This window comes from Pelagibacterium halotolerans B2, from assembly GCF_000230555.1.
In the GTDB taxonomy this organism is placed as follows: Bacteria; Pseudomonadota; Alphaproteobacteria; order Rhizobiales; family Devosiaceae; genus Pelagibacterium; species Pelagibacterium halotolerans.
The window spans coordinates 1,313,959-1,330,721 of sequence record NC_016078.1; the positions used below are offsets into that span (position 1 = coordinate 1,313,959).

The following is a 16,763-nucleotide window of genomic DNA, read 5'->3' on the forward strand; positions in this document are numbered from 1 at the left end:
ATGTCGACACATCCGGCTACAGCATCGATAGAGGCACAGCGCGGTCTCAAGATCCCGCGCCATATCGGCGTGATCATGGATGGCAATGGCCGTTGGGCCAAGCAGCGCGGACTGGGGCGCTCAGAGGGCCACAAGGCTGGCGTCGAAGCGGTCCGTCGCATCGTGGCGCTGGCCATCGAGTACGGCGTCGATTGTCTTACCCTGTTCTCTTTTTCAGCCGAAAACTGGCGCCGACCGCCAGATGAAGTGCGTTTTATTTTCGGCCTCTTGCGGCGGTTCGTTACGTCCGACCTTGAAAGGCTGCACGACCAAAACGTGCGCATTCGCATTATCGGGGGACGCGAGGGACTGGAGCGTGGCCTGCGCGGTATTATCCACGATGTGGAGTCCCGAACCGCGGCAAACACCGGGCTCGACCTTGTCATCGCCTTCAACTATGGCGCCAAGACCGAGATCGTCAATGCGACGCGGGCCATAGCCCGCAAGGTCGCCTCTGGCGAACTCGATCCCGACAGCATCGATGAAGCCACCATAGCCCGCCATCTCGACACCTCCGGTCTGCCCGATCCCGACCTGATTTTGCGCACCAGCGGCGAGATGAGACTATCCAATTTTCTGCTTTGGCAGTCCGCCTATGCCGAACTGGTCTTTGTCGAGGAGAATTGGCCCGACTTCGACGAAGCGGTTTTCGTCCGTGCACTCAAGTCCTACACTGCGCGCGACAGACGGTTTGGCGGTGTTAGGACGTGACGGAAGAAAAGGGTAGGGCGCCGAAAGCATTTTCAAGACTTTGGCCCTTCGGACCGGATCTTTTGCCGCGTCTGCTCTCGGCTATCGTTCTTATTCCCTTGACCGCTATCGCGCTGGTTGCCGGCTGGATACCCTTTGCTCTTCTGATCGCGCTCGTCATGGCTGGGTCCTATCGCGAATGGGAAGCCATGATCACCGGACGTCAGTCGGGGTGGCCGTCCGTGTTGTTCATGGGAATGATTGCGATTGCCGCAATCGCCCATCCGATGAATGGGGCATGGACGAGCGCAATTGTTTTCGGAGCCGCAATCGCCCTGGCTCTTGTCATCAGAGCGCCAAACCGCCACTGGCGCATTGGCGGCCTCGTGTTTTTCGGCTTTGCGACGATTGCCTTTCTCGCCATTCGCGGCAGTTCGGCCGTCGGCATCTGGGCAGGCATATTCCTGGTGTCGATCGTTTGGATGACCGATATCGGCGCCTATTTCATCGGCCGCATCGTTGGCGGGACCAAGCTGTCCCCCGAAGTGTCTCCCTCCAAGACCTGGTCGGGAGCGGCCGGCGGGCTCTGCGCAGGCACGCTGAGCGGCATCGCCGTATGGTTTCTCGCCGGCTGGGTGCTTGATACGCCGTCGCCATTTGCCATAGGACTTCTCATCTCCGTCGTCATTTCGATTTCCGGTCAGTTGGGCGATCTGGCAGAGAGCGCGGTAAAGCGTCGCTTTGCGGTGAAGGACAGCGGAGACATAATCCCGGGGCACGGCGGACTGATGGATCGCATCGACAGTCTGACAGCGGCCGGCATCGTGCTGTGGTGCATTGGACTGGCCAATCGCGGGCTCGGCGCGGTACCCCAGGGCATCCTGTTCTGGTAGGACGCCAATTCGACATATTGCCCGGCCAATGGCCTATGTGCTTGCATCGCTCGAAAGGTATTTTTTGATGATCGGCGAACTTCCGTTCTTCCTGAACTACATCATACCCTTTCTGGCCATCCTGACGGTCATCGTCTTTGTCCACGAAATGGGTCACTACCTTGTCGCCCGCTGGAACGGGGTGGCGATTGATGCCTTTTCAATCGGGTTCGGCCCCGAACTGATAGGTTGGACCGACAAGCGCGGCACAAGATGGCGCATTGCAGCCTTCCCGCTCGGCGGCTACGTCAAGTTCACCGGCGACATGAAGGCGGCAAGCGTGCCCGATCCTGACGCCGACAAATACGACCCGGCTATCCGGGCCAATTTGTTCTCCAACAAATCTGTTTTCCAGCGTATGGCCGTAGTGGTAGCCGGCCCGGCAGCCAATTTTCTCCTCACCTTCCTGATTCTTTACGCCATGCTGCTCGGCTACGGGCGGCTGACCCTCGATCCGGTGGTCGGCGACGTGATCGCCGATTCTCCAGCCGCCGTTGCGGGGCTTGAATCCGGCGATCGGTTTCTGTCCGTCGATGGCTATGCAATTCGCGGCTTCGAGGATGTGCAACGAATCGTCTCGACGGCGCCCGAGCGCACCGTCTCGATGGTTGTCGAGCGCAACGGCGAGCGGTTGAACCTTTCGCTTGTTCCACGCACGGAAACGACCACCACCCGTTTCGGACGCGAGCTTAAGGTTGGCCGCATGGGAGTGACCCGTGACGTCGGCGAGGACGATATCGTGCTCTACCGCCCCGGACCACTGGAGGCGGTCGGCATGACCTTCGAGGAGATTGCCTTCATCATTGACCGGACGTTGAACTTCCTGGGCGACATTTTCATCGGTCGCGCCGATCTCGATCAGGTCGCCGGGCCGGTTGGAATGGCACAGGTTTCCGGCGAAGTCGCTACACTTGGCCTGTTAGCATTGGTTAACCTTACGGCACTTTTATCGCTAAACATCGGCATAATTAACCTGTTCCCAGTACCGATGTTGGATGGTGGGCATCTGATGTACTACCTCTACGAGGCTGTTCGCGGCCGTCCCCTGAGCCAGCGCGTTCAGGAAATCGGATATCGCATAGGCTTTGCCCTGGTGTGTACGCTGATGGTTTTCACGCTCATCAACGATCTGGTTTGAATGCCGGCCGGATTGCGGGGAGTGCACGGTTTCAAAGGGTTAGCAAGTGTTGCACGAATACATGACTGGCCATCTTTTGGCCGCAGGGCAGGGGGTTTCGCCTTGCTCGTGGAGTAAAAACAGGTAAAACCTGTCATCGGAGTATGGGGGAATCCACGTCTTGAGACGATTCCCGGCACAAGTCTCAAAAGGCAAGCAAGAACAATCATGATGAAATCAGCCAAGCTTTTGCACAGCGTCCTCCTCGCCATGGCGCTTTTCACTTTTGCGCCCTTCATCGGAAGCGAGGCGCTGGTTTTGGGGGTTTCGTCTGCGCAGGCGCAGGTCGCTGATGGGACCGAGGTTTCCGCCATCGGGTTCGACGGCAACAGCCGCTTCAATGACAATCAGCTTTCGGCCATGGTCGATGTCGCTGCGCGCCGAATTTATACCCAGGCCGGCATTGCCAACGACATTCAGACCATTCAGGCTGCCTATGCTCAGGCGGGCTATTCCAACGTCACGGTTACTACCAGCACCGAGCCGGCCACCGATGGCCGGGTCCGCGTTTTCTTCCAGGTCAATGAAGGTGACCGCGCAGGCATTGCTGCGATCAACTTCACCGGCAACAACTCCATCAGCTCCATGGTGCTCAAGGGTGTCGTGACCACCAAGGAAACCCATATTTTCAGCTGGCTTTTCCGCGACGATCTTTATAGCGAGGACCGCCTCGCTGCCGACCGTGAGCGGGTCCGTCTCTATTACGCCAACCGTGGTTTCCCCGATGCGCGCGTTCTCTCCTCGGTTGCCGAGTTTGACGCCACGCGCAATGCCTACTTCATCAACTTTACCGTCGAAGAGGGCGAGCGTTACGATTTTGGCAATGTCGCAATCGAAACCTCGATTCCCGGCTTGAACGCCGATGCTCTGCGCGGCGGTATCAGCACCGGCGCTGGCAGCCGCTATTCGCTGCGTGATCTCAGTCAGTCGACATCCGAGCTTGCTGTGCGCGCAACCAATCAGGGCTACCCCTTTGCCGAAGTGCGTCCGCGCATCGACCGCGATATCAACAACAACACTTTCAACGTGACCTACCTGGTTGACGAAGGTCCGCGTGTTTACGTTGAGCGCATCAACATCACCGGCAATACCAAGACACGCGACTTCGTCATTCGTCGTGAGTTCGATTTCGCCGAAGGCGATCCCTTCAATCGCGCGCTGGTAACCAAAGGCCGGGCCGACATTGAGGCTCTGGGCTTCTTCTCGTCCGTGCAGGTGACATCCGCCCCGGGCAGCGCACCCGATCGCATCATTCTCAATGTCGCGGTCGTCGAGCGCAGCACTGGTGATTACGGTGTGGGCGCAGGCTATTCCACACGCGACGGCATTTTCGGTGAAATCTCGCTTACCGAACGCAACTTCCTCGGACGTGGTCAATATCTGCGCGTTGCCCTTGGTCGCTCTGAAAATGGAGAGACCTACGATTTCAGCTTCACCGAGCCGCGATTCATGGGCCTGCGCATTTCGGCAGGTGTGGACGCGTACCGGCGCGTTACGGCTGAAGGCTCCAGCTTCTCGTATGGAACCGAGACCACTGGTGGCCAACTGCGCTTCGGGCTCCCTGTCGCCCAGGATTTGACGCTGACCACACGACTCGGGCTGGAACAAGTGACCTTCACCGACGACGAAGCACCAGCCGCTCCCGCCTATATCGGCGGAACGCGCGATCGCCTGACCGTCGGTTACACGTTGACCTACGACACGCTCGATAACCAGCAACGTCCGACAGAAGGCATGATTCTCTCCTTCTCGCAGGACTACACGACGCTGACTGCCGACTTCCTCAAGACCGAAGTCCGGGCCCGCGTTTACTATCCGATCTGGGAAGAAATGGGCGTCGTGGGCAGCCTGCGCGGCCAGGCCGGCACGATCACCGACCTCGGTGGCAGCGGCATTCACCCAACTGACACCTTCCAGCTCGGGCCGAGCCTTGTTCGTGGCTATCGCTTCGGCGGAATGGGTGCCCGTGCGGCCGGAACTGGCGACGCGCTTGGCGTGCTCTCATATGCTGGCCTGTCGGCGGAGATCGATTTCCCGCTGCCCTTCCTGCCGGAAAACTGGGGCCTGCGCGGCGCGGTTTGGGGCGATATCGGATGGATCGATGGCATCCCTGCTGGCGGATATGAAACCGCCGATGGCATCGGCAACCCGCTCAAATCCTCGGTCGGCGGCTCGCTGATCTGGGAATCGCCGCTGGGTCCGCTGCGGGGTGACTTCGCTCACGTGATCGAGCCGGACACCTTCGATCGCACCCAGGTGTTCCAGCTGACGCTTTCGACGCTGTTCTAACGTCGGTCGGAAAAGGTTGCAGACGTTTTCGGTTCGACCGACCGAACAACAAGGGCTTAGGGCGCCGGCCCAATGAAATTGGGCAGGATTACACTCTAAATCGCCCGCTCATATTGAAATAACGGAAACCGCGGCGTATCAGGGCCGCGGTTTCTTTTTCAGGCGCAGCAATGATCGACCCTCGATTTCATGAGAGCACCGGCCCGCAACTCCTGTCGGACCTGCTCAAGGCGGCAGGGCACAAGGCGCTATCGGACAGTCTTCGCACGGATGCCTCGATTGAGGGCGCCAGCGATCTGGCCGATGCCGGGCCGACAAACCTTTCGTTTGCCGCGAGCAAATCTTATGCCGATCAGTTGGCCCACAGTGGGGCCGGAGCCGTTCTGGTGACAGCGGACCTCGCTGCCGCGGTAGCCGTCCATGCGACCGCCATCGTTTGCGAAAAGCCCTATGATGTCTTCGTCGACATCCTCAATATCCTTTATCCCGACGATGGCGCGACCGTCATTCGCGCTTCCACATGCATCGAGCCGGCCGCGCTGATCGAACCTGGCGTCACGCTGGGCTCCAATGTCTCGATAGGAGCCAACGCCCAGGTGGGATCGGGAACCGTGATCGGTGCAAATGCCACGATCGGAGCGGGCGTAACGATCGGTCGCAATTGCGTCATTGGTTCGAACGTCTCAATCGAATGCGCCCATCTGGGCAACGAGGTCGTTATCCAGCCAGGGGTTGTTATCGGCGCTGAAGGCTTCGGTTTCCAGTTGCGGTCCGACCGCCATCGCAAGATCCCGCAGCTCGGGCGCGTCATCATCCAGGACCGGGTCGAACTGGGAGCAAACACCACTGTGGACCGCGGGACGCTTGGCGATACGGTCATCGGCGAGGGAACCAAGATCGACAATCTCGTTCAGGTCGGCCACAACTGTCGTATCGGGCGCAATTGCGTTATTTCGGGCATGTGCGGGCTGTCCGGCTCCACCATCCTGGAGGATGGTGTCGTTATGGGTGGCGGCGCCGGCACAGCGGGACACCTCACGTTGGGGGCGGGCACGCTTGTCCTTGCGCGTTCGGGAGTTACCCACAGCTTTCCCGCCGGCTCCAATATTGCCGGAGCGCCTGCCCAGGATGTAAAGATGTGGAAGCGTGAAATCGTAGCGGTTAGACGGTTGTCAAAAGGGGATAAGACTTGAGTACCCTCAGTCCTGATACGGCCAAGCAGGCCAACGAACTCTCCACAATGGAGATCGATGCTGTCCTCAAGGCGCTTCCGCATCGTTACCCGTTCCTGATGATCGACCGCATTATCGAAATCGACGGCGACGATTCTGCCATTGGCATCAAGAACGTGACCTTCAACGAGCCACAATTTCAGGGCCATTTTCCCGGCGAACCCATTTTCCCCGGAGTGCTCATCATCGAAGGTATGGCCCAGACGGCGGGTGCCATCGTTATTAATCTTGAGAACAAATCCGGCGACAAGCACATCGTCTACCTTCTCACGGTGGATGCAGTGAAATTCCGCAGGCCTGCCAAGCCCGGCGACCGGCTCGAATATCACATCCGGAAAATTCACCGCCGCAAGACCGTTGGCCGTTACGAAGCAAAGGCAATAGTTGACGGCGTCGTCGTCGCAGAGGCCGAAATCGGCGCGATGATCGTCAAGGAACAAGCGTGACAGCATCCATCCACCCCACAGCCATTGTCAGCGACAAGGCAACCCTCGGCAAGGACGTCTCGATCGGTCCCTATTGCATCGTCGGTGGTGATGTCACCCTCGGTGACGGCGCCAAGCTCGTCTCCCACGTCTCGATCGACGGCCGCACCTCCATAGGCGCCCGCACAACGATTTACCCGTTTTCGTCGATCGGCCAGCCGCCGCAAGATCTCAAATTCGAGGGCGAACCGAGCACCGTCTTCATCGGCGATGATTGCGTTCTGCGCGAATACGTGACCATCAATCCCGGCACCGCCGGCGGTGGCATGGAAACCCGCGTGGGAAACCATTGCCTGCTCATGGTCGGCGTCCACATCGCTCATGATTGCCGCGTCGGCAATCATGTGGTGATGGCCAATCAGGCGTCGCTCGCCGGCCATTGCGTGGTCGATGATTACGTTCGCTTCGGCGGGATCTGCGGCGTGCATCAGTTCGTTCGCATCGGAGCCCATGCCTTCGTCGGCGCCATGTCATTTGTCGAAAACGACGTCATTCCCTATGGTTCCGTGCTCGGCAATCGTGCCTACCTCGGGGGGCTGAACCTTGTGGGCCTCAAGCGCCGCAAGTTCGATCGCGAATCCATTCATGCCCTCCGGGCCGCCTATCGCATGATCTTCTCGAGCGAAGGTACCTTGCGTGAGCGCATTGAGGACGCTGCAGAAATCTTCAAGGGCGAAGCACTCGTCGAGGAAGTGATCGAGTTCATCAGGAAGCCGTCCGAGCGCGCGCTCTGCATGCCACGCAACGGCACGCCAGCCGAGCAATGAACACGCCCGGCCGTTTGGCGCTCGTGGCCGGTTCGGGCGATCTTGTGCCGCAGGCCATAGCTGCCGCACGCGATGCGGGATGGGAGATTCGCGTTCTCGCACTGCATCCGCGCGCCGACCTCGACTCGGAGGCCCCTTTTCAGATCAAAGTGTCTCGTCCCGACCAGGTTCTTCGCGAAATCCGCAGGTTCAAGGCCACCCATGTCTGTGCCGTCGGTGGAATGCATATGTCTGACCGGGAACGTGAGACCTTCGCCGAGTTTGCTGGCGACAAGGGATCCGCAGCTAAGGGAGACAGCAAGCTCTCCCAGCTCGGCGCGACCCTGCTCAAGATGTTGGGCCTGCCCTTTATCGGCGTGCACGAGATCGTTTCCGATCTTCTCGCGCCTCAAGGTCAGATCGGAGCGATTCCCGCCGAGGATGAGTTGCTTCGCACCGCAGAATTCGCCTTCTCGGCTGCTCGCAGGGCTGGTGCGCTCGATCTGGGGCAGGCACTCGTCGCCGCCGGCGCGAGGATCATTGCAACCGAGGATATCGGCGGTACCGACGAACTGCTTGCACGGTGCCGGGCCTTCCGCGAGCGCGGCCTGATTGGGGATGGGCGTGGGCATCTGGTTCTGGCCAAGACCTCCAAGCCGGGCCAGCCTCTGCATGTCGATCTTCCCGCAATCGGCAAAAATACCGTAGCCCTGGCTCAAATGGTCGGCATCGAAGCGATTGTCGTCGAAACCGGCCGCACCCTGCTGATTGGTCGCGAGGAACTCATCGCTGCAGCCGATGCCGCAGGCATTGCCCTAATCGGTGTTGCGGCGCAAGATGACTAGCATCTTCATTCTCGCTGGCGAAGCGTCAGGTGACCGCATTGGCGCCGATCTGATCGCTGGCCTGCGCCGCGCCCGTCCAGATCTGTCCATTTCAGGTGTGGGGGGCGATGCTATGGAAGGTGAGGGGCTCTCCTCGCTCTTTTCCATCGATGACCTTGCCGTCATGGGCTATCGGGACGTCATCATGCGGCTGCCCTTGCTGCTTTGGCGTGCCCGTCAGGTCGTCTCTGCCGTCCAGCGGCAAAACCCGAGCGTCGTAGTCCTTATCGACGCCCAGGTCTTTTCAAAAGTCGTCGCCCGAACGCTGCGCAAGCGCGGGTATCGTGGCACCATCATCCTTTATGTCGCTCCGGCGGTTTGGGCCTGGGGCGCCGAGCGAGCCAGAAAGCTTGCAGGAATTTTCGACGAAGTTCTCAGCGTCCTCCCGTTCGAGCCAGCCGCCATGCAACGGCTCGGCGGACCGAAAACCGCCTATGTCGGGCACCCCGCGCTTGGGAAATACCCGATGCGTCCGGCCCAGCCTGCCGCCGGCCCCATATTGCTGCTCCCGGGCAGCCGCAGGGGAGAGATCGCACGGCACCTTCCCATGATGGCCGAAGTGGTCCGGCGCTTGTCGAAACACGCCGCTGTCACCGGGTTTCTCATTCTCTCCACCCGGTCTCAGGCGGCCCGGATTTCGCGCATAGTGGCCCAGTGGCCAATCCCGGTCGCAGTGCTCGTCACCTCGCAGGATCGCCAATCCGCCATCGAACAGGCCGTCGCCGCTGTCGCCGTCAGCGGAACCGTTACGCTCGAACTCGCGCTTTCCGGAGTGCCTCACATCCTGACCTATGTCGCCGAAGGCGCTCAGGTCCGCATGTTCAAAAAGGCAACGACGCCCTTTATCGGATTGCCCAACATTATCGCCGGAAAAGCGGTGACCCCCGAAATTCTGTTCGCGCAAAATGGCGAGCCGGACAAACTGGCCGACGCGGCCCTTGCTCTTGTCGAGAACGCCGACGCTCTGGACTTACAGAGATGCAACTTCCAGGAAATCCGCGCCCTAATGGAAAAAGGGGCGCCGGAAGCGCCCCTTCAAGACCCTGTCGAGCGAATTCTCGCTCACATTTAGCGAGCCGAGATATCCACGTAATCGCGCATGGTTGCGCCGTTGTAGAGTTGACGCGGCCGGCCGATCTTTTTCTGCGGGTCGCCGATCATTTCTTTCCACTGTGCGATCCAGCCTACCGTGCGCGAGAGCGCAAAGATCGCGGTGAACATGGAAGTGGGGAAGCCGATGGCATCGAGAATGATCCCCGAATAGAAGTCGACATTCGGGTATAGCTTGCGCTCGACGAAATATGGATCTTCCAGCGCGATCTTTTCGAGTTCCTGCGCAACCTGCAGCGTGGGGTTGTTTTCAACACCCAGCAGATCAAGCACTTCACGTGCCGATTCCTGCATCACTGCTGCCCGCGGATCGTAGTTCTTGTACACCCGGTGCCCGAAGCCCATCAAACGGAACGGATCGTTCTTGTCCTTGGCTCGTTCGATGAATTCAGGGATGCGGTCCACAGTGCCAATCTGGCGCAACATGTTCAACGCGGCCTCGTTGGCCCCGCCATGCGCAGGTCCCCAAAGGCACGCGACACCCGCAGCGATACAGGCAAACGGGTTTGCATCCGAAGACCCCGACAAACGCACCGTCGAGGTCGAAGCGTTCTGTTCGTGGTCCGCATGAAGCGTGAAGATGCGGTCCATGGCCCTGGCGACCACGGGATCGACCTTGTACTCCTCGGCCGGCACCGCAAAGCACATGTGCAGGAAGTTCGAAGCGTAATCGAGATCATTGCGCGGATAAACGAAGGGCTGGCCCACCGAATATTTATAGGCCATCGCGGCGATGGTCGGCAACTTCGCGATCATGCGGATCGAGGCGATTTCGCGCTGCTCTGGGTCCGAAATATCGGTGGAGTCATGGTAGAATGCAGCCATCGCGCCGACAACCCCGGTCACGATCGCCATCGGGTGCGCATCGCGCCGGAACCCGCGATAGAAATAGTGCATTTGTTCATGCACCATGGTGTGCCGGGTCACCCGGTTCTCGAAATCTTTCAGTTCGGCCTTCGAAGGCAGCTCGCCATAAAGCAGGAGATAGCAGACTTCGATATAAGAACTCTTGTCGGCGAGCTGATCGATGGGATAGCCACGATAGAGCAGTTCGCCCTTGTCACCGTCGATATAGGTGATGGCGCTGTCGCAAGCCGCCGTCGAGGTGAAACCAGGGTCGTAAGTAAACAACCCGGTCTTGGCGTAGAGCGAGCGAATGTCGATGACATCGGGTCCCACCGTGCCGCTCAGCACCGGGAACTCGAAGCTCTCATCGCCCAGAGTAAGTTTTGCGGATTTATCGCTCATTCATGTGCCTCCCGGGTTTCGGCTCAAGCCCCTCGCAAGCGCTGGCTCACGGGCTCTGAACACGCACAATGACGTCTTTAAAAAATGCTTCGCTTGGGTATCCGAAATCGGCCCGCCATGCAACTACGTCATGGCTCTTGACGTATAGGTAAAACGAAAGTCGGAGACGATCGTGCCGCTAGGAAAGGGCTTTTTCGCCAACGCCCACGACATCGGATAGCCGTGCCAGGCTCTCGTCGCGTCCGATCAGCACCATGACTTCGAAAATGCCCGGCGAAATCGTCCGACCCGTCAACGCGGCCCGCAAGGGCTGCGCAACCTTGCCCAGCTTCAGCCCGACTGTTTCCGCATAGGCCCGCACCGTCCCGTCGAGGGCCTCTACCGTCCAGTGCTCGAGCGCTGCAAACGCGGTCGTCAGCGCCGCGAGATGCGCAACACTTTCCTCATTGAGCAATTGGGCCGCCTTGTCGTCGATCGGCAGGGGCCGTTCGGCATAGATGAACTGTGCAAGATCGATCAGTTCGAGTACCGTCTTGGCACGCGGCTGCAATTCGGGGATCGCCGCCATGACCGTGTCCTTGTTGGAAACCAACCCCGCATAGTCGGCGTTGCGCCCGGTTTCCGAAGCCGTATCGACCATGACGTCGTAAAGCCGCGCGGCGTCTGCCGAGCGGATATAGTGACCGTTCAAATTGTCGAGCTTGACGAAATCGAAGCGCGACGCGCCCTTGTTCAGCGCCTCCAGCGAGAACCACTCAACCATCTGGTCGGTCGAAAAGATCTCGTCGTCGCCATGCGCCCAGCCCAGCCGGGCCAGATAGTTGCGCAGCGCCTCGGGCAGATAGCCCATCTGCCGATAGGCCTCGACCCCCATTGCACCATGACGCTTGGACAGTTTGGCCCCGTCGGGACCGTGAATTAGCGGAATATGCGCCATGTCCGGCACGTCCCAGCCCATCGCCCGGTAAATAACGATCTGCCGGGCCGCGTTGGTCAAGTGGTCGTCGCCGCGAATAATGTGGGTCACGCCCATGTCGTGATCGTCCACGACCACGGCGTGCATGTAAGTGGGCGTGCCGTCGGAGCGCAGAATGATGAAATCGTCGAGGTTTTCAGCCTTGAACACCACATCGCCCTGGACCCGGTCTTTGACCACGATGTCCCCTGACTGGGGCGCCTTTATCCGCACGACCGGCTTGACGCCCTCGGGCGCGTCGGATGCATCGCGGTCGCGCCAGCGCCCGTCATACCGCGGCGGGCGGCCCTCGGCGCGCGCCTTTTCGCGCATCTCGGTCAACTCCTGCGGCGTGCAATAGCACTTGTAGGCATTGCCGCTGGCAAGCAGTTGCAGCGCGACTTCCGCATGACGATCGGCACGTGCGAACTGACTGATGGGCTCGCCGTCCCAGTCGAGCCCCAGCCAACTCATGCCGTCCAGAATCGCGGCAACCGCTGCTTCGGTCGAGCGTTCACGATCGGTATCTTCAATGCGCAGCAGCATCTTGCCGCCCATCTTGCGCGCGAACACCCAGTTGAAAAGAGCTGTGCGCGCGCCCCCGATATGCAGGAAACCTGTGGGTGAGGGCGCAAAACGCGTGACGACGGGCTTGGACATAAGGCTTACCGCTTGGAGAAATGTTCGGCCCGTGTGTACCATAGCGCCCGCCGAGCGCAAGGGTTGGGGGCGCGCCAATATGGTCGACTTTCCGGTCGCCAAGCATCAGGAGAACGGACGAGCCGCCGGACCGCGCGCTTGGCTCGTGGCCCGTATCATCGCACTTTGCCGTGGCCTGTTCGGGGCAATCGTCGATGCCGTAACCCAGCGGCGCAATTTCATTCTCTTTCCCTTCGCCATGATCGCCGGGCTCATTTTCTATCGGGTTGTGCCTGGCGAGCCGTCGTTCATTGCGCTGGCCCTAATGAACGCATCGGCCCTCATCGTCGCATGGACCGGTCGAGACGTTACGCCTGTTCGCGAAATCGCGCTGCTGGCTCTGATGTTTTCCATTGGAACCACGCTGCTGCCACTTCATGCCGTCCTCTTTGGCACCCCGATGCTCGATGCTCCGCGCTATGGCACTTACACCGCGCGTATCGAGGCGGTGACGTACGACGATGGCGCCCAGCAGCGCTGGGTTCTCTCCAATATCAGCGGAGAGTTGGATTGGACGATTCCAGACGTTCGGCTGGCGCGCGTCACGGTGTCGGGTGCCTATGATGTGTCTCCAGGCGACGAGATGACCGCCCGCATCCGCTTTTACCCCGTTCCGCCGCCCGCAGTTCCCGGTGGCTACGATTCCCAGTTCGTGAGCCATTTCGATGGCATCGGCGCCTATGGCAATGCGTTCGGCGAAATCGATATCACCAAAAGCGGGCAGGGCGGACTGGTGCGCGTGGTCAAGGATGTCCGCACTGCCATCACGGCGCGCATCGTGGCTCAACTGGACGAGCGCATCGGCGGTATCGCGGCCGCCTTGGTTACCGGCGACCAGAGCCGGATCACCGAGGCCGATCGTGATCTCATGGCATCGGCCGGCATCGCCCATGTGATTTCAATTTCCGGTCTGCACCTGACGCTGGTTGCGGGCACCATGTTCACCTGTGTGCGCTTCCTTCTATCGCTGGGGCACGGGATCACCCAGCGCGTTCCCATCAAGAAGATCGCCGCCGGCTTCGGCATCGCCACAGCGCTGGCCTATATGGTGATTTCCGGCATGGTCATCCCGGCCGTGCGTTCCACTATCATGCTGGCGCTGGTCTTTGCCGCGATAATCGCCGGAAGGCAGGCGTTAACAATGCGCAACGTGGCAATTGCCGCACTCGCGATTATCGTTTTCGAGCCCACAAGCGTCTTCCGCGCCTCGTTTCAACTCTCCTTCGCCGCCGTCATTGCGTTGATCGCCGCCTACGAACTGGCGCGACGAAACCGCGAGAACAGGGAGCGCCCGAACCGGAGTAGAGCGTTGGCGCTGGCCCTCGATATCACGACCACCAGTGTCATAGCGGGCCTCGCCACATTGGTGTTTACCGCCTACCACTTTCAGCAGACAGCGCCGTTCGGGGTGCTGGGCAATCTCATGGTGATGCCCATTGTGAGCTTTGTGATGATGCCGGCCGCACTGCTGGGAACCTTGTTGCTTCCCCTCGGTCTCGAAGCGATCCCCTATGCCGCGCTTGGCTGGAGCATAGAGGCGATGCTCTGGTGCGCCGCTTTCGTGCGACAGTTGAGTGGCGGATTTGACCCGAGCCCGATCCTTTCCCCGCTTGCTCTCATCGTGGCTCTGCTGGCGCTTGCATGGCTAGCCTATTTCCGAACCCGCATCCGGGTGGCGGGGGCGATACTTGCCGTTCCCCTGATCTCCGCTTTCTGCCTCGAGCAACCGCCCGATATCTTTATTGCCGATCAAAGCCAGGCCGTGGCCGTGCGCAGCGGCGAGCGCGTTGCCCTGATCGCCGGCCGCAACAACACCTTTGCCACCACCATCTGGTCGGAACGCTATTTGACGGTAATCGAAAATGCCCATCCCGCCACAGGCTGCGACAGCCTCGGATGCGTTCTGTCGACACAAGACGGCTACACCATTGCGCTGGTCAGATCGCGGGATGTATTTGACGAGGATTGTCGCATCGCCGAAATCGTCGTCACACGCCTGAACGCGCCGCCACAATGCCGAAAGGCCGCCACATTGGTTATCGACGCTTCAGATCTCGCGCGGCACGGGGCTCATATGATCAACTGGAATGGCCCCGACCTGGCGCCCACGATTCGCACCGCCATCGACGGCCCGGATCGCCCCTGGCGCATCCAGCCTCAATAGCGCCGCAGCAATCCCACAAGCCGCCCCTGAACCTTGACGCGATCCGGCCCGAAAATACGGGTTTCGTAAGCCGGGTTGGCAGCTTCCAGGGCCACCGCATTGCCCTTCTTGCGCAGGCGCTTGAGCGTCGCTTCCTCGTCATCGACAAGCGCCACCACGATCTCGCCATTGCCCGCCGCATCCTGCTTGCGGATCAAGACCGTATCGCCGTCGAAAATTCCGGCATCGATCATCGAATCCCCACGCACTTCGAGGGCAAAGTGCTCGCCCGAACCGAGCATTTCGGGCGGAACCGCTATGGAATGGGAATGGGTCTGGATTGCCTCGATCGGAACGCCCGCCGCAATGCGCCCCATAACCGGAATCGCCACCGATCCGCCATTGTCCTGTTTGGGCGCCATGGTCTTTGCCGGTACCTTGCCGAGCGTGCCCTCGATAACCGAAGGCTCGAACCGCGCCTTGCGCCCGCCCAGAGAGGGGTTCATGGAATCCGGCAGCTTGACCACCTCGAGCGCCCGCGCCCGGTTGGGCAGCCGTCGGATAAATCCACGTTCTTCCAGTGCTGTAATGAGCCGGTGGATGCCCGATTTCGATTTCAGGTCCAGCGCTTCCTTCATCTCGTCAAAGGAGGGCGGAATGCCGCTCTCCTTCATCCGCTCATGGATGAACATCAGAAGTTCGTGCTGTTTGCGCGTCAACATTGGCGAATCCCTCGGCGGCGTCGAATCGGAACAAATATTGAACTTTTATACATGTTCCTTAAATGTTCTGCAAGCATCTGCCGCAATTCGACAGATGACGGCCCGCCCTCAATTGGGATCAGTCCGATTTATTGGTCGCTTAAACGGACCGCATATTCGTTCGAGAGCATGTCGAGTATGCGTCGGCGGACCGTTGGATCGATCGTGGTGCCCTCGATATACAGGGCTTCGGCTGCCCGGTCCGTCACCTGGTCGTAAGCGCCCAGCACCGGCCCGACACTGTTCTGATATTCCGGGTCGTTGAAGATATCTCGCCACGCCTGCCGCCATGCCTCGACAATTTCGGGCGGTGTGCCACCCGGCAGAACAACCATCTTCTGCGCGGCAAATCCGGCAACATTGAAGTCCCGATACGCTTCGTAATCCGGCCCGGACGGCGGTTCCCCATGCAGCATCTCATAAACTTCTTCCACAATGGGAAGATCTGGAAAGGTTGGATCGCGCTTCATGAGGCCGTTCTCGTCGAGTATGCCCCAACTCATGAGCGGCACGGCATCGCCGGTTCCGACCATGGGCACGACGTTGCGCAGATAGGAGGCCGTCGTCTGGTAGTCGATACTGACCTCGCCGCGCTCCATGGCGATCAGCCCGTCACCGCGGCCGGTATAGCCGAATACATAGCTCACATCCAAACCGAGCAGCCGGAAAGCCAACATGGGAACCAGATCGAGCGATGTCGGCCCCTGGCTGGCAAACACCAGCGTCTGATCGACGAGCCGGTCGATGCTCCCCGGGCCCTCGACCCCGGTTTCCGGCGCGACATAGACTACCCCTCCGGTCGGGGCGACCATTACGACTTTCCAGTCCTTGTAGTCGTATCGCACACGCAAATCACCCAGAAGATAAGGAAACTGCGTCGAACCCGAAGTCCCCATGATGGTCAGGCCGTCCGGCCGGGCCCGGCTCGCGAAGGTGTTTGGGCCGCGCGTGCCGCCACCGCCAGGTTCATTGACGATCTCGATCTCTGGATGGCCCGGCAGGTGCCGGGTCAGAAAAGGTGCATTGAACCGCGCCCAGGTGTCTGAACCTCCGGTCTGGCTGAAGGGAATGATCCATTCAATGGTTTTGCCCTCGAAGCTGACTTCGGCCAGTGCCGAAGTCACAGGCATGACGGATAACGCAAGTCCCGCGCCCAGGCTCCGTACCCAACACAGCAGTCCGTTCATGGTCCTCCTCCAGTGGCAGGCGCAACCGATATCCTCCGAGCGCCGGTCGGCTCGGTCGATGTCTAAACCCTGATTGTCCGCCCGGCCACCCCCGACGCAAATTTGCTTGCAGCCTGCCCCTCCCGGCGTCACATTGCCGAAAACCGAATGGGCCTATCGCGATACGCGATCCCCGCAGCCAAAGAA

General features: G+C 60.1%; 14 protein-coding genes. 10 read left to right on the forward strand and 4 right to left on the reverse strand.

Annotation, left to right across the window (positions count from 1 at the left end):
* The 9 genes from KKY_RS06450 to KKY_RS06490 all read left to right on the forward strand — a co-directional run bounded on the left by KKY_RS06450 (position 1) and on the right by KKY_RS06490 (position 9,546).
* Entirely contained in the window at positions 1–750 is a 750-nt protein-coding gene (locus tag KKY_RS06450) for an isoprenyl transferase (RefSeq protein WP_014130511.1), read from the forward strand.
* A 62-nt stretch (positions 751–812) separates the two neighbouring features.
* Positions 813–1,622 carry a phosphatidate cytidylyltransferase gene (locus KKY_RS06455; protein WP_014130512.1) on the forward strand — a complete coding sequence of 270 codons (810 nt, stop codon included), beginning with the start codon at positions 813–815 and terminating at the stop codon, positions 1,620–1,622.
* Positions 1,623–1,689: 67 nt separating this feature from the next.
* Positions 1,690–2,799 (forward strand): RIP metalloprotease RseP, encoded by a 1,110-nt coding sequence (gene rseP, locus KKY_RS06460; RefSeq protein ID WP_041529178.1) that lies wholly within the window; start codon positions 1,690–1,692, stop codon positions 2,797–2,799.
* Positions 2,800–3,048: 249 nt separating this feature from the next.
* Positions 3,049–5,127, forward strand: a complete 2,079-nt coding sequence (gene bamA, locus KKY_RS06465) for an outer membrane protein assembly factor BamA (protein WP_244404069.1) — start codon at positions 3,049–3,051, stop codon at positions 5,125–5,127.
* 170 nt (positions 5,128–5,297) lie between these two features.
* On the forward strand, positions 5,298–6,320 hold the full coding sequence (gene lpxD / locus KKY_RS06470) for a UDP-3-O-(3-hydroxymyristoyl)glucosamine N-acyltransferase (protein WP_014130515.1): 1,023 nt from the start codon (positions 5,298–5,300) through the stop codon (positions 6,318–6,320).
* A gap of 47 nt (positions 6,321–6,367) precedes the next feature.
* Positions 6,368–6,805 carry a 3-hydroxyacyl-ACP dehydratase FabZ gene (gene fabZ, locus KKY_RS06475; RefSeq protein WP_014130516.1) on the forward strand — a complete coding sequence of 146 codons (438 nt, stop codon included), beginning with the start codon at positions 6,368–6,370 and terminating at the stop codon, positions 6,803–6,805.
* Positions 6,802–7,611: an acyl-ACP--UDP-N-acetylglucosamine O-acyltransferase gene (gene lpxA, locus KKY_RS06480; RefSeq protein WP_014130517.1), complete on the forward strand. Its 810-nt coding sequence runs from the start codon at positions 6,802–6,804 to the stop codon at positions 7,609–7,611. Before fabZ ends, lpxA begins: the two co-directional genes overlap by 4 nt.
* On the forward strand, positions 7,608–8,435 hold the full coding sequence (gene lpxI / locus KKY_RS19505; protein ID WP_014130518.1) for a UDP-2,3-diacylglucosamine diphosphatase LpxI domain-containing protein: 828 nt from the start codon (positions 7,608–7,610) through the stop codon (positions 8,433–8,435). The genes lpxA and lpxI overlap by 4 nt, the downstream gene beginning before the upstream one ends.
* Positions 8,428–9,546 (forward strand): lipid-A-disaccharide synthase, encoded by a 1,119-nt coding sequence (locus tag KKY_RS06490; RefSeq protein WP_014130519.1) that lies wholly within the window; start codon positions 8,428–8,430, stop codon positions 9,544–9,546. The genes lpxI and KKY_RS06490 overlap by 8 nt, the downstream gene beginning before the upstream one ends.
* On the opposite strand, the gene gltA is transcribed toward KKY_RS06490, so the two are convergent.
* Positions 9,543–10,832, reverse strand: coding sequence for a citrate synthase (gltA, locus tag KKY_RS06495; protein WP_014130520.1), 1,290 nt, complete (start codon positions 10,830–10,832; stop codon positions 9,543–9,545). The genes KKY_RS06490 and gltA overlap by 4 nt on opposite strands.
* 178 nt (positions 10,833–11,010) lie before the next feature.
* Entirely contained in the window at positions 11,011–12,447 is a 1,437-nt protein-coding gene (gene gltX / locus KKY_RS06500; protein WP_014130521.1) for a glutamate--tRNA ligase, read from the reverse strand.
* Positions 12,448–12,478: 31 nt separating this feature from the next.
* Here gltX and KKY_RS06505 point away from each other — a divergent pair, with 31 nt between their 5' ends.
* Positions 12,479–14,650 (forward strand): ComEC/Rec2 family competence protein, encoded by a 2,172-nt coding sequence (locus tag KKY_RS06505; protein ID WP_139305177.1) that lies wholly within the window; start codon positions 12,479–12,481, stop codon positions 14,648–14,650.
* Here KKY_RS06505 and lexA read toward each other — a convergent pair.
* A complete protein-coding gene (lexA, locus tag KKY_RS06510) occupies positions 14,644–15,351 on the reverse strand; it encodes a transcriptional repressor LexA (protein WP_014130523.1) in 708 nt (235 codons plus the stop codon). The genes KKY_RS06505 and lexA overlap by 7 nt on opposite strands.
* 128 nt (positions 15,352–15,479) lie before the next feature.
* The gene (locus tag KKY_RS06515; protein WP_014130524.1) at positions 15,480–16,520 is read right to left on the reverse strand and encodes a Bug family tripartite tricarboxylate transporter substrate binding protein; all 1,041 of its coding nucleotides are present in this window, start codon (positions 16,518–16,520) and stop codon (positions 15,480–15,482) included.
* Between the last annotated feature and the right edge of the window lie 243 nt (positions 16,521–16,763).

Coding starts and splice junctions, on each gene's coding strand:
- KKY_RS06450 (WP_014130511.1), top strand. CDS start 1: ATGTCGACACATCCGGCTACAGCATCGATAGAGGCACAGCGCGGTCTC.
- rseP (WP_041529178.1), top strand. CDS start 1,690: ATGATCGGCGAACTTCCGTTCTTCCTGAACTACATCATACCCTTTCTG.
- bamA (WP_244404069.1), top strand. CDS start 3,049: ATGGCGCTTTTCACTTTTGCGCCCTTCATCGGAAGCGAGGCGCTGGTT.
- lpxD (WP_014130515.1), top strand. CDS start 5,298: ATGATCGACCCTCGATTTCATGAGAGCACCGGCCCGCAACTCCTGTCG.
- fabZ (WP_014130516.1), top strand. CDS start 6,368: ATGGAGATCGATGCTGTCCTCAAGGCGCTTCCGCATCGTTACCCGTTC.
- lpxI (WP_014130518.1), top strand. CDS start 7,608: ATGAACACGCCCGGCCGTTTGGCGCTCGTGGCCGGTTCGGGCGATCTT.
- KKY_RS06490 (WP_014130519.1), top strand. CDS start 8,428: ATGACTAGCATCTTCATTCTCGCTGGCGAAGCGTCAGGTGACCGCATT.
- gltA (WP_014130520.1), bottom strand. CDS start 10,832: ATGAGCGATAAATCCGCAAAACTTACTCTGGGCGATGAGAGCTTCGAG.
- gltX (WP_014130521.1), bottom strand. CDS start 12,447: ATGTCCAAGCCCGTCGTCACGCGTTTTGCGCCCTCACCCACAGGTTTC.
- lexA (WP_014130523.1), bottom strand. CDS start 15,351: ATGTTGACGCGCAAACAGCACGAACTTCTGATGTTCATCCATGAGCGG.
- KKY_RS06515 (WP_014130524.1), bottom strand. CDS start 16,520: ATGCCTGTGACTTCGGCACTGGCCGAAGTCAGCTTCGAGGGCAAAACC.